Origin of the sequence: Desulfosalsimonas propionicica, from assembly GCF_013761005.1 — a bacterium.
Classification (GTDB): domain Bacteria; phylum Desulfobacterota; class Desulfobacteria; order Desulfobacterales; family Desulfosalsimonadaceae; genus Desulfosalsimonas; species Desulfosalsimonas propionicica.
The window spans coordinates 344,608-371,005 of the sequence record NZ_JACDUS010000003.1; the positions used below are offsets into that span (position 1 = coordinate 344,608).

Sequence of the window (26,398 nt, forward strand, 5' to 3'; positions counted from 1 at the left end):
CGGTTTTTTTCGGTTACTCAAAATTTTCCTCCTTTCTCAGCCGCGGGTCCAGTACTTCCTCCATGGCCCGGCCGATGAGGTAAAACGACAGGGTGATAAGGGAAATGCAGATGCCCGGCGGCAGGAGCCAGTAAGGGGCCTGGAACATGTGCCCGGTTTTCCAGACCCACTGGAGCATCATGCCCCAGCTTACGGTGTTTGGATCGCCGAAACCCAGAAAGGCCAGGGCGGCCTCCACGATAATGGCCGAGGTCACCCGGAAGGTCATGTACAAACATGCCATGGGCAGTACATTGGGCAGAATGTGCCGGAAAATGATGCGCATATGAGAGGCCCCGGCCACCCGGGCCATGTCGATAAAGGGCCGCTGTTTCAGCGACAGGGTCTGGGAGCGGATGACCCGGGAGACCCCGGGCCACCGGAACAGGGCGATTAACAGCACAATAATCCAGATGTTTAACTGGCCGAACAGGGATGCCAGCAAGAGCACCACCAGAAGCGAGGGCATGACCATGATCATGTCGGCAAACCGCATGAGCGCGGCATCCGTGACCCGGCCGGCATAACCGGCGATCATGCCGATAAGGGTGCCAAACACAATGCTCATAAAAGCCGCGGATATCCCAACCATAAAGGCGATGCGCGCGCCGGTCAGAAGCTGGGTGAAAAGATCCCGCCCCAGGTTGTCCGTGCCCAGCCAATGCTTTGCACTGGGGCCGGTGGCGGTTGAAATCGAAGGATCCACCCCGGTCATGGGGTGGTACATGGGATCGATCAGCGGGGGGATATAGCTGATCAGGGCCATGATCCCGAAGCAGACAAGCAGAAACACCCCGAGTTTTCCCACGGGGTTTTCGTAGAACAGGGCCCAGCCGTCTAAAAACCGCTGGAGATTATAGGAACGATTGGCGGCAACCGTGTTGCCCGCTGCCCGGGTTTCTGCGGAAAAATTCATCAGTACCGGATCCTCGGGTCCAGATAAGCATATAAAACATCCACGATCACATTTGCCACAAGCACCACAAGGGAGATAAACAAAAAGCAGGCCAGGGCCAGGGGGTAATCATTGTTGCTCACCGCAAAGATCAGCTCTCTGCCGATGCCCGGCCATGAAAACACGGTTTCGGTCAGTGCCCCGCCGTTGATGGAAAAGGCCAGGCTCAGTCCGATGCTGGTGACCACCGGCAGATACGCATTGGGCGCGGCATGGCGATTTCTGACCCTTTTTTCCGAAAGTCCCTTGGCCCGGGCCGTGAGAATATAGTCTTCTTTTAAGGTTTCGAGCATGCTGCTGCGCATGATCAGCAGATAGGAGCCCACGTGGATGATAAACAGGGTCAGAAGGGGCAAAAGCATGTGGTGGCCGATGTCTGCGGCCTTTGTTAGAAATCCTGCTGACGGATTGATCCACACCTCCGGGGTGATCATGCCGTTTAAGGGAAACCAGCCCACGTGATAGGCAAAAATCCAGATAAACAGCAGGGCGATCCAGGGAAGAAACAGGGTGTGGCAGACCAGGGCCAGGATCGTGACCCAGGTGTCAATGGGCCGGCCCTTGTACCATGCCACGAGTTTGCCCCAGAATACCCCGGCTGCGGCCGACAGGATCACTGACGTGGTAAACAGCAGGATGGTGTTGGGCAGGCGGCGGCCGATGATATGGATCACGGGCTGGCCGTAGTGAAAGGAGATTCCGAAATTGCCGGTAAAAAAATTTTTCACGTAATATAGATACTGCAGCCACAAGGGCTGGTCAAGCCCGAGCTGGGAGATGAGCATGCTGGCGTCTTCTGCGCTCATGCCCGGCTGAACCATCCTGGAGACCGGATCACCCGGAGACAGGTGAAACAGGAGAAACAGCCCGGTGAGAATCAAAAAGAATATGGCCATCACCTCAATAATGCGGCGGAAGATCAGCTTGCGAAAGTGCATACGGGTCCCGGGCTTATCCTGTTATTGGGGTCTGACGCTGCAAAACGACCAGATATTGCCGATTCCTTCCACCATGGGAACCCATCCGCTAAAGGTTCTGGTGTCCACGGCCTCGATGGCGGCCGGGTTGTAGAGGGGGATGTAGGGCACGTCTTCCATGATGATTTCCTGCATTTGATAAAGCCGTTTCCGCCGTTTTTTTGTATCCATTTCCGCAATGGAGGCTTCTGCCAGTTTGTCGAATTCCGGGTTGTGATAGCCGCTCATGTTCCATCCACCGGGCTTGTCGTTGCCGGAATGGAAAAAACTGCGCAAATAATCCGGATCCAGGGCCAGCCGGCCGTAGCCCAGGATAAAGGCGTCAAAATCATGATTTTTTTTCACGGTTTCCAGCAAAGCGCCAAAGGACATGGGCCGTGCGGATGCGGGAATGCCCAGTTCCTTTAGCCATTCCTGGATCAGGATGCCGCAGGTGGCCCGGTTGGGGTCATAATCGGCCGGCGGGGTCAGGATGGTGAATTTCTCCATCTGATTGCCGTCAGGCCGCACAATTGTGGATGGCGAAACCATTCGGCCGTTTTCATCCACAGGCGGCCGTTTCCAGCTGTAGCCGGCTTGAGCCAGGATTTTCCAGGCTTTTTTGGTCCGTTGCTCCCGGTCCAGTCCCCTGCCGTATTCGGGCATGTCCGGGGCGCACCAGAACCGGTTTTCAGACGGAACAATGGAATCCATCCTGGCGCCGTAACCCTGCAGGACCCGTTTGACAATAAAATCGCGGTCAATGATCACAGCTGCGGCCCGACGCAGGGCCGGGTCGGAAAAGGGTTTTTTTCTCACATTAAAGCCCATGTAGTACAGGGCGCTTTTTTCATTGATCATCACCCGGATGTTTTTGTTTTGTTCCAGATCCTTGAGATAGCCGGGCTGAATGGACCACCAGAGAAAATCAATGTCGCCTTTTTTCAAAGAAAGGATGGCCACATCGGCTGTTCCGTATACCTTGAAAAGCACGGCATCCACATGGGGGCCCAGTTGGTGGCCCTGGATTGTCTGCCCCCGGCCGAAAAAATGGGGATTTTCCGTGAGATAGACGAAATTTCCCTCCTGCCAGCGCTCCAGCACAAACGGGCCGCACCCCAGGGGTTTTTCCACCCGGGCGTTTAACAGCGCACCCAGGGGTTTTTCCTGCTCTTTTGCCTGTTTGACAATGGGCGCCCATTGTTTTTTTGGCATGACATAGTTGATCAGGCTTCGGGTGAGAAACGTGGCCCGGGGTTCTTCCAGATAGAACCGTACTGTCTGCTTGTCCACGGCTTCGGCCTTTTCCACGAACTGCCATTCCGAGTGATATTTGGGCACTTTAAAGGATTTGATGGTATTGACCGTAAACACCACATCTTCTGCGGTCACAGGGGAGCCGTCCGACCATTTGGCTTCCCTGAGTTCCATGGTGTAGGTGTTTGTATCCGCGTCCCACTCGGGCATGGCCTTTGCCAGCCAGGGGGTAAGTTCCAGGGTTTCCGGGTGCTCGGTGTAAAGGGGCTGATAGATCAGAGACAGAATCTTGTTGGAATTGGCATCGGTTGCCATCCAGACATTCAGTGTTCGCGGCTCTTCGGCAATTCCCACCCGAAGCGTGCTTCCCGCGGCATGGCCGGAGGCGGGGGGCCAGAGCAAAACCATGGCGGCTGCCATAAAAATTAGAGACGAAACAAACAGTTTGGGAAAAAAGCGCATTTGCATTTCCTTTTTATTTGAGCGCCGCCTGCCGGGATTGTTTTCGGGCAAGGGCCATTTGTTCCACAAAGTCTATGACACGGGTTTCCATGCGGATATTTTCCAGCCGGTTGATCCGGGGAATACCCCCGGGACTGACGCAGTTGACCTCGATTAATTTTTCATCTATCAGATCAAGGCCCACAAAATAAAGACCGTCGGCAAGAAGGCGGGGCCGGATCTGCTCGCATATCTGCCGTTCCCTGGCGGTGATGGCATGGGCGAAGGCCTTGCCGCCGGCATGAATGTTGGTCCGGAAGCTGCCGTCCGGGGGTTTTCTGCACATGGCCCCCAGAATTTCCCCGTTTAGCATTAAAATGCGGACATCCCCCTTTTCCTTGACCCCTTTTAGGTATTCCTGGACCATGATCTGTTCGCGATCGGCATAGGGCTTGTGAGCGCCTACGTAATAGTGAATCAGGGAGTTGAGGTTTTCCGGGTCCCGGGTGCTGACCTTGATAATGCCCTGGCCCCCGAAGCGGCCCAGGGGCTTGATGACCATGTCACCGCCGAAGTTATCGATGATTTTGCGCAGCCGGGACGGGTCACGGGAAATGTGGGTTTCCGGGGTCAGGTCCGGAAAATTCAGGGTATAGAGCTTGCTGTTGCCCAGAACCATACCGAAGGGATCATTTACCATAAAGACCTGGTTGCGGATCGGGGCCAGAAATTCAACCGAGCTGTAGTTCAGGGGCGGATCTTTGCGAAGGAAAAGGGCGTCGAGTTCCGTGAGTTCCTCAAAGCTGATCGACTCCTCCTGCTGCCGGGCGACGGCTTTGTCCCAGTATTGTTTTATGGAAAGATCCCGGGCCACTGTGACATCTTTCATCCGGGCCACGATATGCTGTCGGCGCACATAGATGTCATGGGGTTCGAGAAACAACACCGAATGTCCCCGCTGGTTGCATTCATACATAAGGGCCGCAGTGGTTTCAAAAACCGGATCAATGCCTTCCAGCCGATCCATGACAAAAGCTATTTGCATGGCGTGTCCTTTTGCGAACCGGTTCTTGTCTCAGCCTCTGCCACCATGGACTGTAAATGGCGCAGGCGCTGGCTCAGTGCCGTGCAGATCTGAAGGGCGATGCCCGGGTACTCGCGTACCAGTTCGTTGAACTCCGGTTTGTCAAGAAGCAGAAACCGCGCGGGTTTTAGTGTGCGAATGGTGGCGGACCGCTCGGTCTCCTCGAAAAGGGCCATTTCACCAAAATAATCCCCCGGACCCATGGTGTCGAGGCGGATCTGCTTTTCCGCCTCCCGGCCTTTGCAAACAGCCACCTCACCGTCGATGATCAGATAGATCCGGTCGCCCGGGTCGCCTTCGGCAATCACTACCTGATCGGGAGGATAGGCCACTTCCCTTGTCACAGCAGCGATGGCGCCGAGTTCGCTGACGGTCAGGCCGGAAAAAATGGCAATGTTTTTCAGCAGCAGAATTTTTTCCGGAACTGTGAGTTCAGTATCCATGATTTGCTCCTTTGGGTCAAGCGCTCCGGACGCACCGGAAATAATTTTTTGGGCCATCTGCCGGATATAGGGATTTTGAGCGTTTTTGAGCTGTAAGATAACGGTTTTTTGCCGGTCTGCGGCTTCGGCGTGATATTCCAGGACATAAAGCGCCAGCACGGGCTCCAGCCAATCATCGGCTTCTTTGAGCAGTTCCGGGAAAAGATCCCTGGCAACAGATGAAAACCGGGGCAATTTGAAGTATTTTTTGCCCTGGTCAAGGCTCTGGGAGATGGAGGCGCTTTCGAGCAGTGGGCTGACCATCTTAAAGAGCTTATGATCCATGATATCGCTCAGCAGTTCGATGCTGTTTGCCCGGTGGCGGGAGCTGGTGGAAAAAAGGCCCCTGAAAACAGTCCACATGCGGCCCTTGCGGTCGTGGATGGCCAGCACCCGGAAAGTGTTTTCCAGGATAAGTTCCTTTTTTTCAAGCAGGTGTTCCACTAGCAGGTTCTTGGCCCGGCTTTCCGGAAGCTTTTCAAGGGCCTCGGCCCTGGCCAGGCAGGTATAGGCGTGAAAAAGTCCCTGCCGGGTAAAGCGCGTAATGTCCAGGTCTTTGATTTTCAGCTCTTCCAGCAGCTCAAAAATCGCTTCGCGCATCCGGCGGTCAGGCCGGTTTAATGCTTCGATGAGAATTCTGCCGTTGATGTAGCCGGCGTTTTTGATCTTCTCCCGTGCCATATGGGCAATGTCCGTATCTGAATCCCCCAGGTGCCCGATAATTTCGGACAATGATGTGTCATCGGTGATTTCCATGCTCTCTATGGCCGCGCGCCGAAGGCCGGCATCCGGGTCATTGAGAAAAGGGGCGGCAATGTCATTTAAATTGCCCGGCGACAGCCGCGACAGGCAACGCAGGATATCGCTCCGGATGGGCTTGTTGTCAGCATCTGAAAGCATTTCTGTCAAAATCCCGGCATAGCCCTTTTCCCCTGTCTGAGCTGCGGCGATAACACCCGCCCTGCGGTGATCGATGTCCTTGGCGTAAAGCCAGGTATCAATTTTGGGTTTGAGCTTGCCCGGGCTTTTCATGTACAGGCATCCTGCCGCGTTTCCCCGGACCTCGGGGTGGGGGTGCTGGATCAGGGTTTCGAGCCGGTCCCGGATTGCAGGGTTTGCAACGCCTGTTCTTCGTATGGTGTTGATCACGGCAACTGTGAGTTCGGGCGCATTGGGGAGAAAAAGCATCCTTTGCAGCATCTCTGCGGCCCCGGGGCCGGGGTTGTCTGAAAGCATTTCCAGCAGCCGGATCCGGGTGGCTGTATCCTGCCGGTCAATGGCTTTGGCCACAAGATCGTTAAAGTTATTCACATCCAGGGTCTTGAGCAGCCGGGCATACCAGAGCGCGTCTTCGCCCCGGGCGTTTAAAAAGGCTTCTGTCAGTCCCGGATCCGCCTGGTCCCTTTTTAAGAGCTTGCCCAGATTCTGCTGTTCCATGCTTTTTAAATCCAGCATGTTTTTCGAAATGAGGTCCATGAGAATAGCGGCATATCTGCGTTTGAGCACAAACGGGGCCGCCAGCCAGACCAGCACAAAAGGCAGGGCCACCAGGGAGAGATAGCGCGGATGAAACAGGTTTGCAGAGGCCAGAATCAGACCCGAGCCGACAAACAGAGCCACGCGGACCACGGTTCCCCGCAGGAAGGGCCGGACCATGGCCCTGTAGGATTCGGGAAACAGCCCGATTAAAATGGAGTTGGCCGGCATGTTGACGGTGGTGCGGATGATGTTTGTGGACATGCGGGCATATACGGCGGAAAAGATGTCAAAGCGCGCCAGAAAAGCGATAAATGCAATAATGTAATTAAAGGGGTGAAACATCAGGGCCACGGGCAGGCCGAAGCGGCCGTATAGCCGGCCCACAAACAGCAGCAGCACCAGGCTGATAATATTGAGCACTCCCCGGAAATAGGAAAAAAAGCCCAGTAGTCCGGATTCGCTGGCAAAATAGGCATCTGCGGCAAAATTGAACTGATAGTTCATGATGGTGATCACCACATTGGGCATGAAGGTGAGCACCAATACGATTTTTACCAGGGTCGACTGCCGGATTAAGGGCAGCACCTGCTGGAACTGCTCCCGCATGGGCGGCTGGTGCTTGACCTTTTTGCCCCTTTTATCCCCTGGCAGGGCCATGCGCATGTGCATGCCCATGGCCTTGACCAAAACCGCCCCCAGCAGGCTGATGCCCAGGTAGACCAGCAACAGGTTGTCAAAATGCAGGACTGCGGCCATGTAGGGAGTGGTAAAGCTGCCGGCAATCAGGCCGATGACCCCGCCCGCAGTCAGAAGCGGAAAAATGCGCTTGGACTGCCGGGTATTGTAGAGATCATTGGCCAGGTTCCAGAAAAGCAGGGCTTCGAGCAGTTCAAACTGGCTTTTTAGCATAAACAGCAGGGGATAGATCAAATCCAGACCCATGGGGATCAGCAGCCGGATGCCGCCCACTGAAAGCCCGCAGAATACAAAGAGCATGCCCAGCAGCCGGGTGCTTTGCAGGCGGGTCATAAACAGGGCCAGAATGCCGGTGAGGGCAAAGGTGGCAATGGAGTTGAGCATGTTGACAATGGGCAGGTACTGGACCCCGTAGCGCTTGAGAAAGGCGGTTTCCGCGTAGTTGTTGAGTACCATGCCGGAACTGCGCAGCAGAAACAAAAGTGCGGCGGTCCATAAAAACAGGGCAACCTCGTCTTCGTGGAGTTTAAGCCAGTTTAAAAGGACCCTGCGCATTAATTAATCCGCCTCTTTGACCAGCCGGAAGCCGGTGGTTTTAAACTTGGCAGCCGGGTGGGCGTAGGCGCGGTTGGCACTTCTCAGGCTGTGGGGGTCGCTGTACCAGGACCCCCCCCTGCGTATCCGCCGCACGCATTCAAACGTGCCGGGGGCTTCGGGCAGGGGGTATTGATCAAAGCAATCCCGGCACCATTCCCAGACATTGCCGTGCATGTCGTAAAGCCCCCAGTCATTGGGTTCATAGCTTTTCACCGGTGCCGGTCGGTTTGCCTTCAGTCCAAGGGATCTGACGGTTTCCACGCACTGGTCGGATTTTATAGGGGAATTGGCGTACATGGCCCGTGTGCATTCAATATTATCGCCCCAGAAAAAGGCAGTTTGTGTGCCGGCCCGGCATGCGTATTCCCATTGGGTTTCTGTGGGCAGGCGGTAGGTTTGACCGGTACGGCGGTTTAGTTTCTTTATGAATTTTTTGCAGTCATGCCATGAAACGTCGGTCACGGGCAGATTCTTTGGTCCCTTTCTGGGGAAAAGCCATTTTTTGCCCATGACTTGCTGCCACTGGCCGATGGTCACCTCGGTGGTTTGCATGTAAAAGGGCTCTGAAATAAGGGCCTTGTGGGGTTTTTCGCTTTTACCCCGAAGGGGCGCATCCGGGGGACTGCCCATCATGAATCGGCCCGGTTCGATTCTGATAAATTCCATGCCCAGTCGATTTTGATAAACATTTTCCGCTCCCCGGACGGACGGGGACAGACTCAGCAATGCAAAGACCGCAGTCAGGGAAATGAGAAAATAGAGGTTTCGCATGAACCATATCCTTGATATATAGAAGATACATATAAAGGCACTTGGTGTCTCCGGGTCCTGGTTGAAAATTTTAAGAATATTGCTGTTTAGATGTTTTAAGGGGTTTTTGGGAAACTGTCAAATTCAACTGTAGTGCCGGGGAGGCACGGGATTGATGGAAACTGAAACCATAGAAGGCATTGATTATCATTTTGCTCCCCCGGAGGAGCTGGCAAGAGAAGATATGGAGCGCATCATCTCCCTGGTGGAGGCCGGCGGCTCGGTGGATCCGGGCCGGGTGCGGGAAAACCTGTCCCATGCCTTTTTAATCGGCTATGTCAGAGATGACAAAGGCGAGATCGCGGCCTGCTCGAGTCTCAAACATCCCCGCACTGAATTTACGCAAATGGTCCGGGAACAGACCGGCCTGGATTTGTCAGGTTTTCTGGAACGGGGCTATACATCGGTTCTGCCGGAATTGCGGGGCAGAAAAATGGCCAGCAACCTGCTGGCGGGGCTGACGGCCCGGGTGGGCAGCCGGAAGCTTTATTCCGTGATCGGAGAAGACAACATCGGAGGGCAGAAGATTGCCATCAACAATAACACCCGGAAAATGGCTGTTTATAAAAGCCCTAAAACCGGAAAAAAAATGGGGATCTGGATTCCGGAATGGATGATTTGAAAAATAAAAATCCAGGTATGGAGCATCAGATAATGCACCGGGAAGATCAAAACGGGGTATGGGACAGCCGGTTCGCCGGCCTTTTGCTGGAAACCATGGGCGAAGGGGTTTTCACCCTGGATTCCGAAGGGCGCATTACATCCTGGAATCCGGCCATGGAAAGGCTTTCCGGATACCGGGCAGGGGAGGCCATTGGCTGTTATTGTTCATTACTGGCGTTCAGCCGGTGTTTCGGCCGGGAATGTCCAGCCAATATACATGAATGCCAGATTTATAAAAAAGGGGAAGTGCAGCCCTCTGAATGTCAGTTAAAGCATAAGGACGGTCACCGGGTTTCGGTCATCAAAAACGCCCGGGTTCTAAAAGACGAGGAAAATCGGATTATCGGGGTGGTTGAGACCCTGACGGATTTAACCGAGCTGACCGCTGCCCGGCGAAAGGCCGAGGAAGCCCAGCAGAAGCTTCTTGAAAAACACCAGTTCCACAACATTATTGGCAAAAGCCATGCCATGCGGGAGGTTTTCCAGGCCCTTCGCATGGCGGCCAAAAGTGATGCCTCGGTGCTGCTGCAGGGTGAAAGCGGCACAGGCAAGGAGCTGGCAGCCGGGGCGATTCATTACAACAGCGACCGGAGCAAGGGGCCTCTGGTGGTGGTCAATTGCAGCGCCCTTTCTGAGTCGCTTCTGGAAAGCGAGTTGTTCGGCCATGTCCGCGGCGCTTTTACCGGCGCCCACAGGGACCGGGTGGGGCGGTTTGAGGAAGCCCACGGGGGCACCATTCTGCTTGATGAGATCGGAGAGGTCAGTCCTCTGATCCAGCTCAAGCTGCTGCGGGTGCTTCAGGAACGACAAATCGAACGGGTCGGGGAGACCAGTTCCCGCCATCTGGATATCCGGGTGATTGCCGCCACCCACAAGGACCTCTACAGCCTGGTGCGCGAGGGGAATTTCCGGGAAGACCTGTTTTACCGGCTCAAGGTGTTTCCTGTGTTTCTGCCGCCGCTTCGCAGCCGCAGGGAGGATATCCCGCTGCTGGTACGCCATTTTATCGACAGTTTTAACACCAAAACCGGCAAGGGTATTTTCGGTCTGAGCCATGATGCCATGCAGCTGATGATGGATTATAATTGGCCCGGCAATGTCCGGGAACTGGAAAACGCCATTGAGCACGCCTTTGTCCTCTGCGAAACCGAATGGATTGACGTGTTTGATCTGCCGGTTGAAATCCGGCAGATGGAATTGGATACCCTGTCGGCCAACCCCCCTCACAGCGGTGCTGCCCATAAGCATAAAAAACTGACCCGTGAGTCTTTGATGGCGCTGCTGCAGGAATGCGGATGGAACAAGGCAGAGGCGGCCCGCCGGCTGGGAAAAAGCCGGACGTCTGTTTGGAAGTACATGAAAAAATTTGATATTCCTATGGAGCCGCCTGAAGCCGTCTGATTGAAACCTGGCATAGGCAACATCAAAAAGAGTTGCTGTTAATACTGATGGCGCCGTAAAGTTTAATATCTGCGGTACACGTAATTTCTCAGCATTTCACGTACAGCTAAGTACGCTGCATTCTTCAAAATTGCACAAGGCTTGGTCTTGGACTTTATACGGCGCCATTTGAAATCAGACTTCCAAGGAAGTCCAAGGACGGGGTCGGTTTGTAAGCGACATTGAGCGTTTACGGAAAAATTTAGCCAATGCCGAAGCCAAAAAAATTCAAACTGTTTGAGGCCGACAGGCCGAGTTTGTAAATTTTAAGCGAAGGCATTGGCTGAATCCGTAAACGGTCAGGAGCGAAAAAACTGATCCCGGCCGCAGGGCTTCCTTCCTGACAAACAGCGGACGCGGTAAAAAGCTTTTTACGGTGCCATCAATGCTGAGTTCTATAAATTTTTATGATTTTCGCATGATGCCGGCCCGGTGGCGGTTTGCTCCCTGCTGACCGCCTGCGCGCTCAATGCGACTCGCAAACCGCCCCCCGACCGGCATCATGGCCGGCTGTGTGCAAAGTTTCATTCCCGGGCTGCGATCCGGAAAAATAGTTTCAAGGAAGCCCAAGGTCCGGGTCTGTTTTTGAATCCGTAAAAACGGTCAGGAGCGAAAAAACTGACCCCGGCCGCAGGGCTTCCTTCCTGATAAGTATCAAACGATTTGAGCAGTTTTTACAAGAGTGGCAACATCAGGACTTTGAGCAAACGGATTGTGGCGAAGATAACGTTACTTCAGCGTTACAATAAACAAGGATGTGTTGCCGGACAGGCGCAAAAAACCTTTACCCCAATTGGCGCAAATTTTTGTTGCGGAATAATTGTTTGAATTTATAATTTTTTATGAATGCGCCCGGAATGGCAGAAAAAATGGCACAATTATTGATTGGATTATGGGAAAAACAAAGGGAGGCGCATTCATGGATCCGCAGAAGCTGGAAAGCAGTGAGGATTTCGGTCATGCTACGCAAAAGGGAGTTTGCCTGGTGGATTTCAATGCACCGTGGTGCGGACCGTGCAAGGCCCAGGCACCCATTGTCGGTCAGATTGCCGATGATTTTGCCGGCCGCGTACGGGTACTGGAAATCAATGTTTCTGAAAATCGGGAAGTGGCCAAACAATTTGGCATTTACAGCATCCCCACCCTGGTTGTTCTCAAAAATGGCCGGGAACAGGAACGCTTTGTGGGGTTGCAGCCCAGGGAGATCCTTGCGGGCGCTCTTGAACGTGCCGCGGAAAAAGGAGAGTAAAATATGAAAAAGTGGATTTTAGGACTCCTGGCAATGGTCATGTTATCGGGTCCGGCCATGGCGGTGGATCACAGCAATTATATCCATGACGATTTTGAATCCGGCCCGGAGGTAACGGAAACCTGCCTGCACTGCCACGCAGAGGAGGGAAAGGAAGTGCTGGAATCCGCCCATTGGTTGTGGAAAGGGCCTTCGCCCCATGTGGTGGGACTTGAAGAAGGCCGGCAGCTGGGCAAAAGGGATCTGATGAACAATTACTGAGTCAGCATTGAATCCAATTGGTGCAGGTGCACCAAATGTCACGCCGGGTACGGAAAAGAAGATGATACCTTTGATTTCATGGATGATGCGGCTGTGGACTGCCTGGTCTGCCACGACCAGACGGGCAAGTATGCCGGCAGCAAGGGGGAATGCGGGTACACGGATGGTTCCGTGGATCTGCTCAAAGTCGCCCAAAGCGTGGCCAAGCCCACCCGTTCCAATTGCGGTTCCTGTCATTGGTACGGCGGCGGTGGCAACAATGTAAAACACGGGGACATGGATGCGGCACTGGCCGACCCTTCCCGGGAGCATGATGTGCACATGGGCGGCATGGATTTTCAGTGCCAGGACTGTCACACCACAGAGAATCACAAAATTGCCGGCAGAAGCACCACTTCTTCTGTCAGCGAAGGACCCGTGGCGTGTACGGACTGCCATGACAGCCGCCCCCATGACAAGTCTTCTGCAATGCTTTCCAAGCTAAACGATCACACTGATGCGGTCTCCTGTGAGGCCTGCCATATTCCGGAATACGCAAAGGATGCACCCACCACCACACTCTGGGACTGGTCCCAGAGCGGCAGGGAAGACAAGGTCCTGGAAAACAACGGCAAGAAAAAAAGAATTCTGAGCAAGAAAAAAGGGCTGCTGATCCGGGAAAAAAATCTGACCCCGGAATATGAGTGGTACAATGGCACCCACAAGCGGTATCTCAAGGGAGATCCCATCAACCGGGAGGCCGGCACCCAGATCAATCCGCCCCAGGGAGATATCCATGACCCGGAAGCCAGGATTACGCCCTACAAGATCATGAAAGGCGTGGAGCCGGCTGATCCGGTCAACGGGCATTTGATCGTGCCCAAACTCTTTGGCGATGGCGGTTATTTTGAAACCTATGACTGGGTTGATGCCGCAGAAAAGGGCATGGCCGCGGCGGGACTGGATTTTTCCGGGGAAGTGGTTTTTGTGGAAACCATTATGCATTGGCGGCTGAATCATCAGGTAGCCCCCAAGGAGGAGGCCTTTTCCTGCCTGGACTGCCACGGCTGTGACAAAGTGATGGATTTCCGCGCCCTGGGATATGAAGGTGATCCGGCCGACGTGGGCGGCCGCTCCGCCGGGCGGCAGTGATTTTGGTCCGGCATTGGGGATACAAGCAAAACAAGTCCAAAGGAGATGGATATGACAAACAATGTGGTGATCAGCCTTTCGTGCGGCACAGACAATCCCAACCGGGCTACCCGGGCCGTGCACCTGGCAACGGTGGCCCACAAGGAAGGAAAGAATGTAACCCTGTTTTTGCTTGATGAAGCGGTCTATATCGCAAAAAAAGGCCTTGCCGACAATCTGCGGGCAGCCACAGGCGATGTGGCAGATGATCTGATCACCTATCTGCAGGCCCACGAAGTGCCAATTCTGGCCTGTACCCCATGTGCAAAAGCCAGGCGGATTGCCGGGGAGGATTTGATCGATGGCGCCCGCTTGGGTACGGCTGCGGAATTGATTCAATTGTCCTGTGATGCCGCAGTGATCAGTTTGTGACTTCGGTGCAGGACCCGACCCAAACCTCTCTGGAAAGCGCTGCCATGGACATCGGTGTTATCACGGTCAGAGACAGTGATTATCCGCCCAACCGGCGGCTTCTGGAAGCCGCGGAAAAGCGGGGTTGCGCCCTGGGCCTTGTTGATCCGTACCGGGCCGGCCCATGGATTTTCCGGGGACGGCCCGGTATGGGCGGGGCCCTGGCCGGATCTCTGCCGAGGCTGATTCTGCCCCGGCAGGGAGCGCAGATCGGGGCCTCGAGCCTGACCGTGCTCAGTCAGTTCATGGCCATGAATGTCCCTTTGGTCAACAGAGTGGCCGCCATCCGGACGGCGGCCAACAAGTTTCTGACCCTCCAGGCCCTTGCCGCCTGCGGGCTGCCGGTGCCCGACACGGTGTTTGCCCACAGTGCCCGGCTGTTTTATGCGGCAATGGAGCATTTGAACAGCTTTCCCCTGGTGGTCAAAAAACTCAGCAGCAGGCAGGGAAAAGACGTTTTTCTTCTGGAAAACAGCCGGGATGCAGATCAATTCATTATCGGGCACATGGAAACGGGCCAGGGGCTTTTGCTCCAGGAGTTTATCCCTCCGGCAGGACGCACGGATCTGCGGGTGCTGGTCATCGGGGAAAAAATCGCCGGGGCCATGGCCCTGGTGCCGGCAGAAGGGGATTTTCGGTCCAACTTTCACGTATCGGGCAGAAGCCGGGCCTTTGAATTGAGCCGGGAAATCGAGCAAATGGCCCTGGCCGCAGCCCGGGCGGTGGGCCTTGATATTGCGGGTGTGGATATTATTGTCGACAGCCGGGGCGGGGCCAGAGTCATTGAGGTGAATTACTCGCCGGGTTTCAGAGGGCTTGAGGCTGCAACCGGAGACGATATGGCCGGGCGGATCATTGATTTCTGCCTCACCCGCGCCCGGAAAACGGATAGCGTGTTTTGAAGATTCAAGATCTGGAACTGGAAAAAAAAGACAAGGGGCGCAGGGCCCGGGTCACCGTGGTGTGGGAGGACTGTGATCAGCCGGACAAAGAGATTTTTATCGAGACCCCGGATCCTTTGGGCAGCAGCCTGAAGGCTGATGCCAATGCCTTTGTCACGGGCTGCATCATACCGGCCCTGCATTTCGGGGAAAGGCGCATTGCCGTGGACGGCACTGTCTGCCCGTTTCTGATGGAAGGGCTGGCGGCTGTGATGGCCCTGATGCGGGTCTGGACCCGGCAACGGTACAAGCCACTGGCAATAGAGCCGGCCGCTATTTTAAAAAGCGCGGACAACGACGGCGAGCCCGGGCGTCACGCCGCAATGTTTTATTCCGGCGGTATTGACTCCATTGCCGCACTTTGGCGCAACATGGCCCAATACCCGAAATCCCATCCCGCAAGGGTGCGGGACTGTTTTTTTGTGCATGGATTTGATATCGGCGGGGTGCCGGCCCGGGGCATGAAATATCACGTGTTTGACCGGGGGGTTGCGGCCATGGAACGGGTTGCGGCCGCAGCCGGGGTCAACACCATTGCCGTGTATACCAATATTCGCCACTTGTGCGATGACCGGGAGCTGTGGCTTAACCGGTTTTTCGGGGCGGTGCTGGCGGCCGTGGCCCACGGATTTTCCTCCCGGGTCAATCTTTTCTACATTGCTTCGTCCTATGATTTTGACAATCTGGGTCCGTGCGGCAGCCATCCCATGCTTGATCCCGAGTATTCCAGTTATGCCCTGCGCATACGGCACCGGGACGCGGACTTGTCCCGGCTGGATAAGCTGCGCATGGTGACCCGGTGGAAACCGGGCTTTGATAACTTCCGTGTGTGTCTGGCCAATGTGGAGGACCGGCTCAACTGCGGCCGGTGTGAAAAATGCGTCCGGACCATGACCGGACTGGTGGCCCTTGGGGCCTTGCACAAGACCCGGGCATTTGTGCAAGACGATGTGGTCCCGGAGATGTTTGACGCTTTTAAGATCAATATCCGCCACAGGGAACCTTTTTACCTGGAACTGCTGCCCCTGCTCAGGCAGCAGGGCAGGTTCGACCTGGTGGAAACCATTGAACGCAAACTGGCGGAAAAATAGGGCTGCGCAATGCATCCGACATTATTTGTACAGTTTCTGAGCCGGTCGCGCCGGGGATGGTGGGACCTGGCCAACGGATTTTCCGACACCTATGATTTATGCCGCAACCAGGGCGATTTTCACTGGGTGGTCCATGAGCCGGAAGGCGATAAATGGTATCGCGAGGATACCTACACCTCCCGTCCCCTGCCTGTTGACAAGGGAACGGTTTACATGAGTGTTTCTTATATCAATCATCTTTACCAGGCTTACGTGTGGGCCCGGCAGCATCCCGGCTTAAAAGTGGTTGCGGGCGGACCGGTGGCTGCTGCCAGAGCCGGGGACCCGGGGGCATGGACACCGCTTTATTTTCAGCTGCGCCCGGATGTGGTTTTCCCGGATAATTTGACCATCACGGGGTTGAGCGTGGAGCAGTTTTTCGGTGTGCCGGATTTCTCCGGTACATGGAAACTCGATATTCCCCGGGAAATCGTTGATCCGGGTGCGCCGGTCTATATTTCTTATACCCTGGACAACGGCTGCTACTGGGGACGATGCATTTACTGCAACATCAAGGAGGCGCCAGAGGATCTGTTCCGCCGCAGAACGCATATGGCATATGAATTTGACCGGCTCGATCATACGGGAAAAAAAATTGTCCGGCTCAACACCGGCTCCATGACCCCGGGCTATATCCGGGAAGTGCTGCCCACCCTTCCGGTTGCCGATGACTTGGAATACCGCACTTTCATGCGATGTGCCAGGGCGGAAAACCGCGCTTTGCAAAAGGTGGTTTCCGGGCATGGCCCGGAACTGCCGGCTCTGACCCTGGGCATCGGGGTGGAGTTCCCCTCTGACCGGATGCTGGCATACATGGACAAGGGTATCACCTGCGCTGATATATTGGAAACCCTGCGCATCTGCGGGCAGGCCGGCATCCGGGTCAACGGCAACATGATTCTGGGATGGAATAACCTGGAAGAAGAAGATGTGGAAGCGCTGGAGTGGTTTTTGGCGGAAATGCCGGAAAATGCCATGTCATCGCTTCAGCTGCGCTGGCTCCATGCCCACCCCTATACTTTGATTCACCAGCAGTACGCAGGTAAGCCTGTTTTTTTGGGGCCCTTTTACCTGGGGTTTAAAGTGGAGATTTCCGGGGCGCAGAAACGTCTCAATCAGGCGGCTGTTGATCGGATACAGGCCTGGGCCCCCCGAAAAGGGTTTCGCATAGAAGGGCTCAACAACGTGATTGCGCAGTCCGGGAAGGCGGAAAATGCAGTATGAGCTGGCAAACGGGGAGTTCCCCCGCCTGAAAATTTATTTCCACCTATACTTGCGCAATATTTCGGCCAACCTGCTCGGGTTTGTCATTATCCTTGTACTCAATTTTTTTACCCCCATGACTTCGGGCTGGGTGGGCCGGACGCTTCTGGAAAACGGCGAGGGGCATTATCTGATCAGTCTGTTTCCCTTTATTCTGATTATTATTGCGCTGCTCCAGTACCAGGTACAGTGTCCGGTATGTCTTTATCTGACCGCCAGGGCGCAGGGCCAGCCCTGCGAGCAGTACAGCCGCCAATATGTGCAGCGGCGGATATTGAATCTGCCGCTGATCCTGGCGGCTGCGAACCTGGCGGTTTATATCCTGGTGCCCGCGGCCTTAATCGTTTATTTTCTATTTTTCGGCCACGGGGCCATGAACGGCAAAATCGCGGCCCTTTTGTTTTTCCGCTCCGTGATGATCGGTCTGATCACCGCAAGCCTTTCCTTTTTCATCGTGGAGAGCTATACCCGGCATATTTCCATTCCCCTGGTGTTTCCCGACGGCGGGCTCACAGAGGTGCCCGGTGCCTTCCGGGTCAATGTCATGCGCAGAATCCGGCTGCTGAACCTGGCCGGCACCCTGACACCCATGCTGATTCTGGTGGTGACACTGGCCTTTGTGGTATGGGATGTGATGGGCACCCCGGGGTTTTCCGCCCAACTGGTCCTGGATATCTTTTTTTTCACCATTGTGCTTTGTGTCATTTTTATTGCCATTGGTTTCCGGCTCAATGTGCTTGTGGGCCGCTCCGTGCGCGAGCCCATTGATGGCATGCTCAGGGTGGTGAAAAAGGTGGAGCAGGGCGATTTCTCCCAGCGCATCCGGGTGGTGTCCAATGATGAACTCGGTGAGCTGGCAGAAGCGGGCAACCGGATGATCCAGGGGCTAGCCGAGCGGGAGCGGGTGCGCGAATCCTTTGGCCGGTACGTGACCCCGGAAATCCGCGACAAGATCCTCTCCGGTGAAATTCCCCTTGACGGTGAAAGAAAGCAGGCCACCATGCTGTTTGCCGATCTGCGGGGATTTAGCAGTTACGTGGAATCCCATTCACCCGAGGAAGTCATTTTGAGCATGCGGGAATATTTTACCTTCATGGAAAAGGCGGTGCGGGATCACGGCGGACTGGTGCTGCAGTTTGTGGGAGATGAGATCGAGGCGGTGTTCGGAGTCCCCCTGGAGGTTGCCGATCATGCGGACAAAGCCGTGCATGCGGCCCTGCAGATGCGCCAAAGCCTTACCCGTTTCAATCAGGCCCGGCAGCAGGAAGGCAAATTGGTTTTCAGGCACGGGGTGGGCATCTGTTCCGGGCCGGTACTGGCGGGAAATACGGGCAGCAAGGATCATCCGGCCTACGGTCTTATCGGTGATACCGTCAACAAGGCGTCCCGAATCCAGGAACTGACCAAGGATTTTTCCTGTGACGTTTTGATTGCCCGGCAGACCCAGGAACTTCTCCAGGGCGGATTTGACCTCCGGGCACGCGGTGAACATGCGGTAGAGGGCCATTTTCACAAGGTAGAGGCCTTTGAAGTGATCGCTCATGCGTAACACCCTGAGAAAACGAATGGCCGTGTTTTTGATTCTGCCCACGGCCCTGCTGCTTTTTGCCATGGGTTTTGCCGGTTTCCTTTATGCCCGGAATCTGCTTGTGGATCAATGGCGGCAGACCGCGGTTTTAAGACTGGAACGGGCCGCCCATTACATGGACATGCGCCTTGCACGGGTGGCTGAATGGATTGATCTTTTCAATGAGGCGGTCAAATCCCCGGAAGGAAAGGAGGCTCGGGATTTTATCCTGTCCCGGTTAAAAAACCTCCAGGGCGTTACCGCGGTTGATCTGGTGCCGGCACCCCAATTGCCGGAAAGCCGGCCGGTGCGAAAACTGCGGCGGCCTGTCAAGGGCGGCCCCCTGACAAAGCTTTACAGCGGAACCCTGTCTGAGATCACCCTGCCCCGATATGACGCCGGCCGTGACCGGGAAACCGTTTCCCTGATTTCCGGGGTTCCGGATGCTGAAACCGGGAAAACCAAAAGACTGGAAGTCTCGGTGCGCTTTGATTACCTGATGAAAGATGTGGAAAGTCTGGGGTGGTGGCAGAGCCGGCAGGTTTGCCTGGTGGACAGCACCGGCCGGTATCTTGCCCATAGCGAGGCCATGGAAGGGGGCCGCAGCCGGCTCGGGGAAACCGGTGATCCGGTGGAACTGGCCGTTTTGGAGCAGATGCAGACAAATTCCCACGGTACATGGCTTGGCAGCGGCCGTCCCCCGGAGAGGGTGGCTGGTTTTTACTGGCTGGGCCAGGCGCCCTGGGTTTTGATCATGTATGCCCCGGGAAAGCAAATTCTGGCACCCATTATTGAATTTCGCTTTTATTTTGCCATTGCCGGGGGGTTTTGTATTGCGGTGATCCTGCTTTTGATCAATTTTGCGGGCGGCCGGATGGTGCGCCGGATCCAGGGGCTTTTGCAGGCTTTTCAGTGGGTGGCAAAAGGCTCTTACATGGTCCGTCTGCCGGTTTCTTCCACGGATGAAATCGGCCGGCTGGAGGCGGGGTTTAACGAGATGGTTGAGGGCTTAAAGGAACTGGATTTTATCCGGGATACCTTTGGCCGTTATGTGGATCATGAAGTGGCCCGGGAACTGCTGCAAAAACCCGAAGCCTCCCGGCTGGGCGGGCAGAAGCGGGAGGTCGCGATATTGATGTCCGACATCCGGGGCTTTACCGCTGTTGCCGAGGCCTTGAGCCCGGAAGAAACCATTGGCATCCTGAATCATTATTTCGGGCGCATGATCGATGTGATCCATGAGTACAGGGGCGTTATCGTGGATTTTTACGGCGACGGGGTCCTGGTGTTTTTTGATCCACAGGACGGCCCTGTTGTCCCGGCAGCGGCCCGGGCCGTGGACTGCAGCCTTGCCATGCAGCGCAGCATGGCGCAGCTAAACCGGGAAATGGAAAGCAGTCCCCTGCCTTCGGCCCTGGAAACCGGAATCGCCGTTCATGCCGGATCTGTGGTGGTGGGCAATATCGGCTCAGCAAGCCGGGCAAAATACGGCATTGTAGGCCTGGCGGTCAATATGACCCAGCGCATGCAGGGGCAGATACCGGGCGGCGGGATTGTGGTTTCCAAAAGGATTCAAGAACTGCTCCCGGACCGGCTGGTTGTCAGAAGTCCGTTTACGGCCAGATTCAAAGGATTCCAGGAACCGGTGGAGCTTTACATGCTCGAGGATTCCAGACCGAAATCATAAGGCCTGTCGTGCAGGCGCGCATCCCGGCCTTTTTTTACCCGGCCCGGTTTGCCGGGCAGTTGTCATTTATGCACCGGCAGCATTCGTATAACCTCATATGTCTGCTTGAGCTTGGATGCCTGCCGGGTCATGGGTTTTCTTTCTTTGTCGGGAAATATTTCTGAAGAATTTCTGTGATCTGCCGGTCTTTTTCATCCCACAGGGCGTTTAGCCAGTCCTGGAAATGCTGTCTGAATTCAGGGTCGGTTTCAGCGCCGGACTGCACAAATTCTTTTGGAATTTCAATACGTTTTGCTCGCATCACCACCCGGGGTATTTTTCCTTTTAGAAAGTCCCAGAAAGGCAGGGGCGCGCTGTTTTCCGGATAGACGATGGTGACATCGATAATGGCTTCAAGGTTTTCTCCCATGGCCGAAAGCACCGTTGCCACACCGCCGGCCCTGGGCTTTAACAGGTGTTGGTAGGGCGAGTTTTGGTATTGACGCTTTTTTTCGTCAAAACGGGTGCCTTCAACGAAATTGATCACTGATATGGGGGCCTTCTTGAATTTTTCGCAGTATTTGCGCGTGGTTTCCAGGTCCTTTCCCTTTAATTCCGGATGTTTTTCTATAAACTGTTTTGAATAGCGCTTCATGAACGGAAAATCCAGGGCCCACCAAGCTATGCCCAGAAGCGGAACCCATATAAGCTGGCGCTTGAGAAAAAATTTGAGAAAGGGAATCCGGCGTTTCCATATGTGTTGCAGAACCAGAATATCGGCCCAGGAGCGATGATTGGAAAGCAACAGGTAAGAGGCGGTTGCGTCAAATCCGTCCACTCCCTGCACGTCCCAGGCGATATCCTGGGTTATGCGCAGGATAAGGCTGTTGATGTAAATCCAGATCCATGCAATGCCTGTCAGTATCCGGGTGAGAAAATGGCGGGTGCCTTCATGGGGGATCAGGGTTTTGAGGATAACAAAGGGCAGCAGAGTTGTAAAAGCGCCCACGGTGTTGCCGGTATATAAAAGCAGGGCAATGGCGCCGCGGAGCGGGCCGGGCAGAAATCCCAACATATGTGCTCCTCTGTGACAGTTTCGATTGATATCAGTCGATATCAGAGGTTTCAAATATATTTTCCGATATCACAGACACGGAATAAAAATCAAGCCTGCGGTCCGCAGGACAGGTCACGCTGGCTTTTTTTCCCCGGGCGGATTTTCAAAGGACCGCATGGCCGAAAGCATGTCCGGCAGATGCCTGGCCATGCGCCACATGCTGTGGCGGTGCTGCCACAGCCGGCGGGTAAATTTTTTCCGCCAGCAGGGATCTGAGTAAAACCGTTTGACATGTTCGTTGTAGAGCCGGTCAAGCACTTGTCTGGAGCCGATTTCCGACGGGACAAAAACAAAATTCAGGCAGTTCATTTTGCGCCAGTCCTCTTCCATAGCTCCTTGGCCGGAAATGGTCTTCCAGACCGGGGCACCGTGAAACGGGGTAAACTTGGCCATGTTCATGTCATCTAAGCCCAAAGACATGACAAAATCACTGGTTTTGCGGATCGATTCAACGCTTTCCCCGGGCAGTCCCATCATGAACAGGCCTTTGGCCCGCAGCCCTGCGGCCTGAATCCGCCGGACCGTCTCTTTGACCGCATCAAGGTAAACCCCGGGTTTATGGACTTCCAGCAGATCCGGGTCACCGGTTTCAATGCCCAGAGACACCATGAGGCATCCGGCCGCCTTGAGCATTTCCAGCAGTTCGTCGTCTGTGTGGCCTACACGCACGGCGCAGTTAAACTGCATGCCCAGGGGCCTGGAAGCCAGCAGATCGCACAAACGGGCGATCCGGCCGCGTCGAAGCGTAAATAGATCGTCGTAGATGTTTAAATGACGAATCCCAAAGCGGGTGCGCATATAGCGCATATGCTCATAGATGTATTCTGCGGAATTGTACCGGAATTGGCTTTTGAAAACCGACCGGTCGCAGTAGGAGCACTGGTAAGGGCAGCCCCGGCTGGTGACCATGGTGGCGCCCGGGGCCTTGATGTAGCTGAAAAGCGGCAGATTGTAGCCTTTGGGAAATCCGGCCAGTTTTTCATAGGCCGGAAACGGCAGCGTGTCAAGATCCGGCAGAAAAGCCTGTCCCGGGTTTTCAACAACCCGGTTGTTTTCCCGCCAAATCAGGCCGGGAATTTGCCCGGGGTTTGTCCCGTTTGCCAGTTTCGCCAGGGTTTGTTCGCCTTCGTTCATGCACAGATAATCGATTTGGGCGAAATCCTCCAGCAGCCTGGCGCCCAGGGCGGATATATGCACACCGCCGAAAATGATCTCAACGCCCGGGGCCTGCTTTTTGATTCGGCAGGCCATGGCATAGGCGTCCGGAAACCCGGAGGTGGTGGCTGAAAATCCCACCAGATCGGGTTGTTGCTTTAGAATGGCATCGACGTTGACATCGGGTTTCGGCGATGCCTTCGGCCCCAGGCAGTCGTGGACAAACACCGTGTGTCCTTCCCGTTCCAGGTAGGCCGCCATGGAAAGCAGACCCAACGGAGCCATGCGGTTGGCCGTGGCGCTGACGTCTTTTTTGCCGGGCATCCAGTTGGAGCCAGCCGGATGAACCAGTACAATGCGCATTTATTATTCCTGACCGGTAGCTGTGTCATTTATGGATGAGAATATCATTGATCCATTCTCGTGGTTTATCCATATCAGACACAGAGGGATCAGGAAAGGGATAGATGGGAGGCAAAAGGTTTGCCCCCCATCATCTTTCTTGGAATCAGACCGTTTCGTGGACCGGGCCCCCGCCGGATTTGCGTTTGGCCGGATCACGCATGGTCCGGAGCAGGTCTATGCTTTGCTTCATGCCCTTGTAGTGGCGGGCCATATCAAGAGCCATTCCCGTGATGCTGCCCATGGCCTGGACAAAATTGACATCCTCCAGGGTAAACTCCCAGGGCTCGGCGGTGTATACCCGAAGCACCCCGATGGAGCGGCCGCCGATCATTACCGGAACCGAGAGGATGGATGAAATGCCTTCCTGCCGGGCTTCATCCGGATACTGAATCCGGGGGTCGTCAGATACGTCAAAGATGGCCACGGGCCCGTGCTCCAGGGACTCCGAAATGGATTTCAATGCGCTTAAAGGGCCCTTGTTGACATAATTGTCACTCAATCCAAAGGATGCGGCCAGTTCCAGCTCCCGGGTTTCCCGGTTGACCAGAAAAAGAGCGCATCCCTTGACTTCCAGCGCTCTGGCAATGCTTTCCACAGCCATGAGCACAACCTCCTCCGGGTCCTTGGAATGGGAAATGGCGCTGGTGACTTTCAGTAGAGTTTCGTAATTCATGAGTTGTTTTTTCATTTTCCCCCCTTGTGGTTTCAAAGATTGTATATAACACCGGTGTTGGTTTACACCGGATGTGAAAGCCCGGGGATAGAATACAAAACCGAAAAAGCAGCAACGCAGCTGTCAGATGAGCGGGAGCCGGAGAAGCGTGTTTGAAAAAAATCTGTTTGCATATAAAATAATGCCCCCCGGGCCCCAGGTCAAACAGAGGCCGGCGGGAATTTTGCGGTTTGACGCTGCCGGCTTTACAAAACCGGCTTTATGATTATTCTAAAAGAGCACAGATAACCATACACTACGGAGGAAAAGCATATGTATAACCAAGTCGTCATGGATCATTTTAAAAATCCGAGAAATGTGGGAGTCATTGAAGATCCCGACGGGGTGGGCGAAGTTGGCAACCCCCTGTGCGGGGACATGATGACCATTTATCTGAAAATCGATGAGAATGAGAAGCGGATTTCAGATATAAAGTTTCAGACCTTTGGCTGCGGTTCGGCCATTGCGGTATCGAGCATGCTAACGGAAATGGCAAAGGGAAAAACCCTGGATGAGGCCAGAAAGATCAGCAACAAGGATGTGGCTGAAGCTTTGGAGGGGCTGCCCAAAAACAAGCTGCACTGCTCCAACCTGGGGGCGGACGCCCTGCACATGGCCATTCAGGATTATGATGACAAAAAGGCCGGCATTGTGCGCCCCAGGGAGGAAAGAGAGGAGAAACACGAACATGGCGATGGTGAAACCTGCTATTGTCCGTATTGTGACGTGGAACTCGATGAGAAAGCCAGTTTCTGCGAAGCCTGTCAGCGGGATCTGACCGAGGAGCATTAAAAACACAGGAGATGCGGAAAAGATTTAACGCAGGAAAATTCACAGCGCAAGGAGAGTTTTTTGATGAATGTGATCAATCTCGACCATATCTCGTTTAATCCGCTTCTTCCGGAAGTCAGGGAGGCCATGATTGATGCGATCAATAACAAGGATCTGCACAATCCTTCAAGCCAGCACAAAGCCGGGGAAAAATCTGCGGAAATGCTGGCCCAGGCCAGGCAGAACGTGGCCGATCTGATCAATGCCGCCGATCCCAAAGAAGTCGTGTTTACCTCCGGCGGCACTGAATCGGTCAATCACGCGGTTAAGGGCGCGGCCATGGCCAACCGGGAGAAGGGCAATCATATCATTGCCACCAACATCGAGCACAACTCGGTAATCCGCAGCTTAAAGCGGCTTTCCGCCCAGGGCTTCAAGGTGACTTCCCTGTCGGTTGACGAATCGGGCCGGGTGGATCCGGCTGCCGTGGCAGATGCCATAACGGACCAGACCATCCTGATATCGGTGATGCACAGCAACAATGAAACCGGCACCATCCAGCCCATAGCCGAAATCGGCGCCATTGCCCGGGAAAACAAGGTGCTGTTTCACTGTGATGCAGTGGATTCCGTGGGGGTTGTGCCGGTGGATGTCCAGGCGTTAAACGCAGACCTGCTCAGCTTTGCCTCCAATCCTTTTTACGGGCCCACGGGGGCGGGCGGCCTGTATATTCGCCGGGGCACCCGGATTTTTCCCCTGCTCGACGGCGGCGTCCAGGAGCACAACAAGCGGGCGGGCACGGAAAATCTTATCGGCATCATTGGAATGGGAAAAGCCGCCCAGCTGGCTGCGGCCCATATGGAGGAGCGCAGGGCGCATCTGGCGGATCTGAAAAAATATCTGGTGGAGCAGCTGCCCCAATACGTTGATGAATATATTATCAACACCAATCCGGACCACAGTCTGCCCAACCTGCTCAATATTTCACTCAAATATATCGAGGGTGAAAGCGTGATGCTGATGCTCGATGAGGAAAACCTGGCCGTGTCCACCAAGTCGGCTTGTGCCACGGGTTCGCTGCGGGCCTCTCACGTATTGCTGTCTCTGGGGCTGAGTCATTCAGACGCCCAGGGCACCCTGGTGATTGCATGGGGCATTGACAATAGCAAAGATGATTTGCAAAAGCTGCTCTCCACGCTTTCCGGGGTGGTCAGCACACTGCGCAGCATGTCACCGCTGTATCAGAAATGATTGTTCAATAAAAAAATAACTTTTTGATTTTACTTAACACTTAATCACTTAACACTGCCTGAAAAAAAGCCCTTTCCCGAGCAGGAAAGGGCTTTTTTCGTCTTAGCTGGGCTGGTCGGTTTTGCCCGAGGCTTCAATGCTGCACTGGGTAAAGTCGATTGTCTTGTTGCATTTGTGGCACTTGTGGGGCCGGTCAAACTCATCGGAAAAAATTTCCACCTCCGCCCCGCATTCCGGGCATTTGCAGGTGAATGCGCTTAAATTCTTAAATTGCTGGAACCCGGGGCAATGTTGCGGGGTAGACTGTTCTGCCATTTGCACGCCTCCTTGTGATGCACGTTAAACTGAATTGTTTCCGCTGATTTCTCTTTTCTAACAGCAATATAAGCATCCGTGTCCGAAAAGACAAAAAATTCCGGCGATCCATGTC

At 54.6% G+C, this 26,398-nt stretch carries 22 protein-coding genes; 12 read left to right on the plus strand and 10 right to left on the minus strand.

All coding sequences use genetic code 11. The annotated features are described in order from the left end of the window. Nucleotides 1-13 precede the first annotated feature (13 nt). The 6 genes from HNR65_RS07455 to HNR65_RS07480 are packed head-to-tail and all read right to left on the minus strand — an operon-like array spanning nucleotide 14 to nucleotide 8,757. The gene (locus tag HNR65_RS07455; RefSeq protein ID WP_181550846.1) at nucleotides 14-955 is read right to left on the minus strand and encodes an ABC transporter permease; all 942 of its coding nucleotides are present in this window, start codon (nucleotides 953-955) and stop codon (nucleotides 14-16) included. Beyond that, nucleotides 955-1,932 (minus strand): ABC transporter permease, encoded by a 978-nt coding sequence (locus HNR65_RS07460; RefSeq protein WP_181550847.1) that lies wholly within the window; start codon nucleotides 1,930-1,932, stop codon nucleotides 955-957. Before HNR65_RS07460 ends, HNR65_RS07455 begins: the two co-directional genes overlap by 1 nt. Nucleotides 1,933-1,953: 21 nt before the next feature. Beyond that, nucleotides 1,954-3,669, minus strand: coding sequence for an ABC transporter substrate-binding protein (locus HNR65_RS07465; protein ID WP_181550848.1), 1,716 nt, complete (start codon nucleotides 3,667-3,669; stop codon nucleotides 1,954-1,956). A 13-nt stretch (nucleotides 3,670-3,682) separates the two neighbouring features. Continuing rightward, on the minus strand, nucleotides 3,683-4,693 hold the full coding sequence (gene gshB / locus HNR65_RS07470; protein ID WP_181550849.1) for a glutathione synthase: 1,011 nt from the start codon (nucleotides 4,691-4,693) through the stop codon (nucleotides 3,683-3,685). After that, nucleotides 4,684-7,944, minus strand: a complete 3,261-nt coding sequence (locus HNR65_RS07475) for an Npt1/Npt2 family nucleotide transporter (RefSeq protein ID WP_181550850.1) — start codon at nucleotides 7,942-7,944, stop codon at nucleotides 4,684-4,686. The genes gshB and HNR65_RS07475 overlap by 10 nt, the downstream gene beginning before the upstream one ends. Nucleotides 7,945-7,947: 3 nt before the next feature. Then, nucleotides 7,948-8,757, minus strand: coding sequence for a formylglycine-generating enzyme family protein (locus HNR65_RS07480; RefSeq protein WP_181550851.1), 810 nt, complete (start codon nucleotides 8,755-8,757; stop codon nucleotides 7,948-7,950). Nucleotides 8,758-8,911: 154 nt separating this feature from the next. Here HNR65_RS07480 and HNR65_RS07485 point away from each other — a divergent pair, with 154 nt between their 5' ends. From HNR65_RS07485 to HNR65_RS07535, 10 genes are all read left to right on the plus strand, one after another. After that, entirely contained in the window at nucleotides 8,912-9,418 is a 507-nt protein-coding gene (locus HNR65_RS07485; protein ID WP_181550852.1) for a hypothetical protein, read from the plus strand. A gap of 32 nt (nucleotides 9,419-9,450) precedes the next feature. Then, nucleotides 9,451-10,860 carry a sigma-54 interaction domain-containing protein gene (locus tag HNR65_RS07490; RefSeq protein ID WP_181550853.1) on the plus strand — a complete coding sequence of 470 codons (1,410 nt, stop codon included), beginning with the start codon at nucleotides 9,451-9,453 and terminating at the stop codon, nucleotides 10,858-10,860. Nucleotides 10,861-11,818: 958 nt separating this feature from the next. Next, nucleotides 11,819-12,148 (plus strand): thioredoxin family protein, encoded by a 330-nt coding sequence (locus HNR65_RS07495; RefSeq protein ID WP_181550854.1) that lies wholly within the window; start codon nucleotides 11,819-11,821, stop codon nucleotides 12,146-12,148. A 3-nt stretch (nucleotides 12,149-12,151) separates the two neighbouring features. Beyond that, nucleotides 12,152-13,540: a tetrathionate reductase family octaheme c-type cytochrome gene (locus tag HNR65_RS07505; RefSeq protein WP_492207454.1), complete on the plus strand. Its 1,389-nt coding sequence runs from the start codon at nucleotides 12,152-12,154 to the stop codon at nucleotides 13,538-13,540. A gap of 51 nt (nucleotides 13,541-13,591) precedes the next feature. After that, nucleotides 13,592-13,951: a DsrE family protein gene (locus tag HNR65_RS07510; RefSeq protein WP_181550856.1), complete on the plus strand. Its 360-nt coding sequence runs from the start codon at nucleotides 13,592-13,594 to the stop codon at nucleotides 13,949-13,951. Continuing rightward, complete coding sequence (locus HNR65_RS07515) at nucleotides 13,948-14,892, plus strand: ATP-grasp domain-containing protein (RefSeq protein WP_181550857.1); 945 nt, start codon at nucleotides 13,948-13,950, stop codon at nucleotides 14,890-14,892. Before HNR65_RS07510 ends, HNR65_RS07515 begins: the two co-directional genes overlap by 4 nt. After that, nucleotides 14,889-16,022, plus strand: coding sequence for a hypothetical protein (locus HNR65_RS07520; protein WP_181550858.1), 1,134 nt, complete (start codon nucleotides 14,889-14,891; stop codon nucleotides 16,020-16,022). The genes HNR65_RS07515 and HNR65_RS07520 overlap by 4 nt, the downstream gene beginning before the upstream one ends. A 9-nt stretch (nucleotides 16,023-16,031) precedes the next feature. After that, entirely contained in the window at nucleotides 16,032-17,285 is a 1,254-nt protein-coding gene (locus tag HNR65_RS07525) for a radical SAM protein (RefSeq protein ID WP_181550859.1), read from the plus strand. Further along, nucleotides 17,275-18,873, plus strand: coding sequence for an adenylate/guanylate cyclase domain-containing protein (locus HNR65_RS07530; RefSeq protein WP_181550860.1), 1,599 nt, complete (start codon nucleotides 17,275-17,277; stop codon nucleotides 18,871-18,873). Before HNR65_RS07525 ends, HNR65_RS07530 begins: the two co-directional genes overlap by 11 nt. Continuing rightward, nucleotides 18,866-20,578, plus strand: coding sequence for an adenylate/guanylate cyclase domain-containing protein (locus tag HNR65_RS07535; RefSeq protein ID WP_181550861.1), 1,713 nt, complete (start codon nucleotides 18,866-18,868; stop codon nucleotides 20,576-20,578). The genes HNR65_RS07530 and HNR65_RS07535 overlap by 8 nt, the downstream gene beginning before the upstream one ends. Before the next feature lie 127 nt (nucleotides 20,579-20,705). Here the strand turns inward: HNR65_RS07535 and yihG are convergent, their stop codons facing one another. From yihG to HNR65_RS07550, 3 genes are all read right to left on the minus strand, one after another. Then, nucleotides 20,706-21,632: a 1-acylglycerol-3-phosphate O-acyltransferase, YihG family gene (gene yihG, locus HNR65_RS07540; protein ID WP_181550862.1), complete on the minus strand. Its 927-nt coding sequence runs from the start codon at nucleotides 21,630-21,632 to the stop codon at nucleotides 20,706-20,708. Nucleotides 21,633-21,746: 114 nt separating this feature from the next. Next, the gene (locus tag HNR65_RS07545) at nucleotides 21,747-23,192 is read right to left on the minus strand and encodes a B12-binding domain-containing radical SAM protein (RefSeq protein WP_181550863.1); all 1,446 of its coding nucleotides are present in this window, start codon (nucleotides 23,190-23,192) and stop codon (nucleotides 21,747-21,749) included. A gap of 145 nt (nucleotides 23,193-23,337) precedes the next feature. Next, a complete protein-coding gene (locus HNR65_RS07550; protein ID WP_181550864.1) occupies nucleotides 23,338-23,922 on the minus strand; it encodes a GAF domain-containing protein in 585 nt (194 codons plus the stop codon). A 297-nt stretch (nucleotides 23,923-24,219) separates the two neighbouring features. Between HNR65_RS07550 and nifU the strand changes: the two genes are divergently transcribed. Further along, the gene (gene nifU, locus HNR65_RS07555; RefSeq protein ID WP_181551014.1) at nucleotides 24,220-24,738 is read left to right on the plus strand and encodes a Fe-S cluster assembly scaffold protein NifU; all 519 of its coding nucleotides are present in this window, start codon (nucleotides 24,220-24,222) and stop codon (nucleotides 24,736-24,738) included. A gap of 63 nt (nucleotides 24,739-24,801) precedes the next feature. After that, on the plus strand, nucleotides 24,802-25,968 hold the full coding sequence (locus HNR65_RS07560; protein ID WP_181550865.1) for a cysteine desulfurase family protein: 1,167 nt from the start codon (nucleotides 24,802-24,804) through the stop codon (nucleotides 25,966-25,968). A 102-nt stretch (nucleotides 25,969-26,070) separates the two neighbouring features. On the opposite strand, the gene HNR65_RS07565 is transcribed toward HNR65_RS07560, so the two are convergent. After that, nucleotides 26,071-26,283, minus strand: a complete 213-nt coding sequence (locus HNR65_RS07565; RefSeq protein ID WP_181550866.1) for a hypothetical protein — start codon at nucleotides 26,281-26,283, stop codon at nucleotides 26,071-26,073. Nucleotides 26,284-26,398: the final 115 nt, after the last annotated feature.

What these genes read in the sequence shown, in the direction of transcription:
- HNR65_RS07485 (WP_181550852.1), top strand. Translation starts at nt 8,912, where the DNA reads ATGGAAACTGAAACCATAGAAGGCATTGATTATCATTTTGCTCCCCCG.
- nifU (WP_181551014.1), top strand. Translation starts at nt 24,220, where the DNA reads ATGTATAACCAAGTCGTCATGGATCATTTTAAAAATCCGAGAAATGTG.
- yihG (WP_181550862.1), bottom strand. Translation starts at nt 21,632, where the DNA reads ATGTTGGGATTTCTGCCCGGCCCGCTCCGCGGCGCCATTGCCCTGCTT.
- HNR65_RS07465 (WP_181550848.1), bottom strand. Translation starts at nt 3,669, where the DNA reads ATGCGCTTTTTTCCCAAACTGTTTGTTTCGTCTCTAATTTTTATGGCA.
- HNR65_RS07510 (WP_181550856.1), top strand. Translation starts at nt 13,592, where the DNA reads ATGACAAACAATGTGGTGATCAGCCTTTCGTGCGGCACAGACAATCCC.
- HNR65_RS07565 (WP_181550866.1), bottom strand. Translation starts at nt 26,283, where the DNA reads ATGGCAGAACAGTCTACCCCGCAACATTGCCCCGGGTTCCAGCAATTT.
- HNR65_RS07475 (WP_181550850.1), bottom strand. Translation starts at nt 7,944, where the DNA reads ATGCGCAGGGTCCTTTTAAACTGGCTTAAACTCCACGAAGACGAGGTT.
- HNR65_RS07560 (WP_181550865.1), top strand. Translation starts at nt 24,802, where the DNA reads ATGAATGTGATCAATCTCGACCATATCTCGTTTAATCCGCTTCTTCCG.
- HNR65_RS07495 (WP_181550854.1), top strand. Translation starts at nt 11,819, where the DNA reads ATGGATCCGCAGAAGCTGGAAAGCAGTGAGGATTTCGGTCATGCTACG.
- HNR65_RS07490 (WP_181550853.1), top strand. Translation starts at nt 9,451, where the DNA reads ATGCACCGGGAAGATCAAAACGGGGTATGGGACAGCCGGTTCGCCGGC.
- HNR65_RS07530 (WP_181550860.1), top strand. Translation starts at nt 17,275, where the DNA reads ATGCAGTATGAGCTGGCAAACGGGGAGTTCCCCCGCCTGAAAATTTAT.
- HNR65_RS07550 (WP_181550864.1), bottom strand. Translation starts at nt 23,922, where the DNA reads ATGAAAAAACAACTCATGAATTACGAAACTCTACTGAAAGTCACCAGC.
- HNR65_RS07525 (WP_181550859.1), top strand. Translation starts at nt 16,032, where the DNA reads ATGCATCCGACATTATTTGTACAGTTTCTGAGCCGGTCGCGCCGGGGA.
- HNR65_RS07480 (WP_181550851.1), bottom strand. Translation starts at nt 8,757, where the DNA reads ATGCGAAACCTCTATTTTCTCATTTCCCTGACTGCGGTCTTTGCATTG.
- HNR65_RS07535 (WP_181550861.1), top strand. Translation starts at nt 18,866, where the DNA reads ATGCGTAACACCCTGAGAAAACGAATGGCCGTGTTTTTGATTCTGCCC.
- HNR65_RS07460 (WP_181550847.1), bottom strand. Translation starts at nt 1,932, where the DNA reads ATGCACTTTCGCAAGCTGATCTTCCGCCGCATTATTGAGGTGATGGCC.
- gshB (WP_181550849.1), bottom strand. Translation starts at nt 4,693, where the DNA reads ATGCAAATAGCTTTTGTCATGGATCGGCTGGAAGGCATTGATCCGGTT.
- HNR65_RS07455 (WP_181550846.1), bottom strand. Translation starts at nt 955, where the DNA reads ATGAATTTTTCCGCAGAAACCCGGGCAGCGGGCAACACGGTTGCCGCC.
- HNR65_RS07545 (WP_181550863.1), bottom strand. Translation starts at nt 23,192, where the DNA reads ATGCGCATTGTACTGGTTCATCCGGCTGGCTCCAACTGGATGCCCGGC.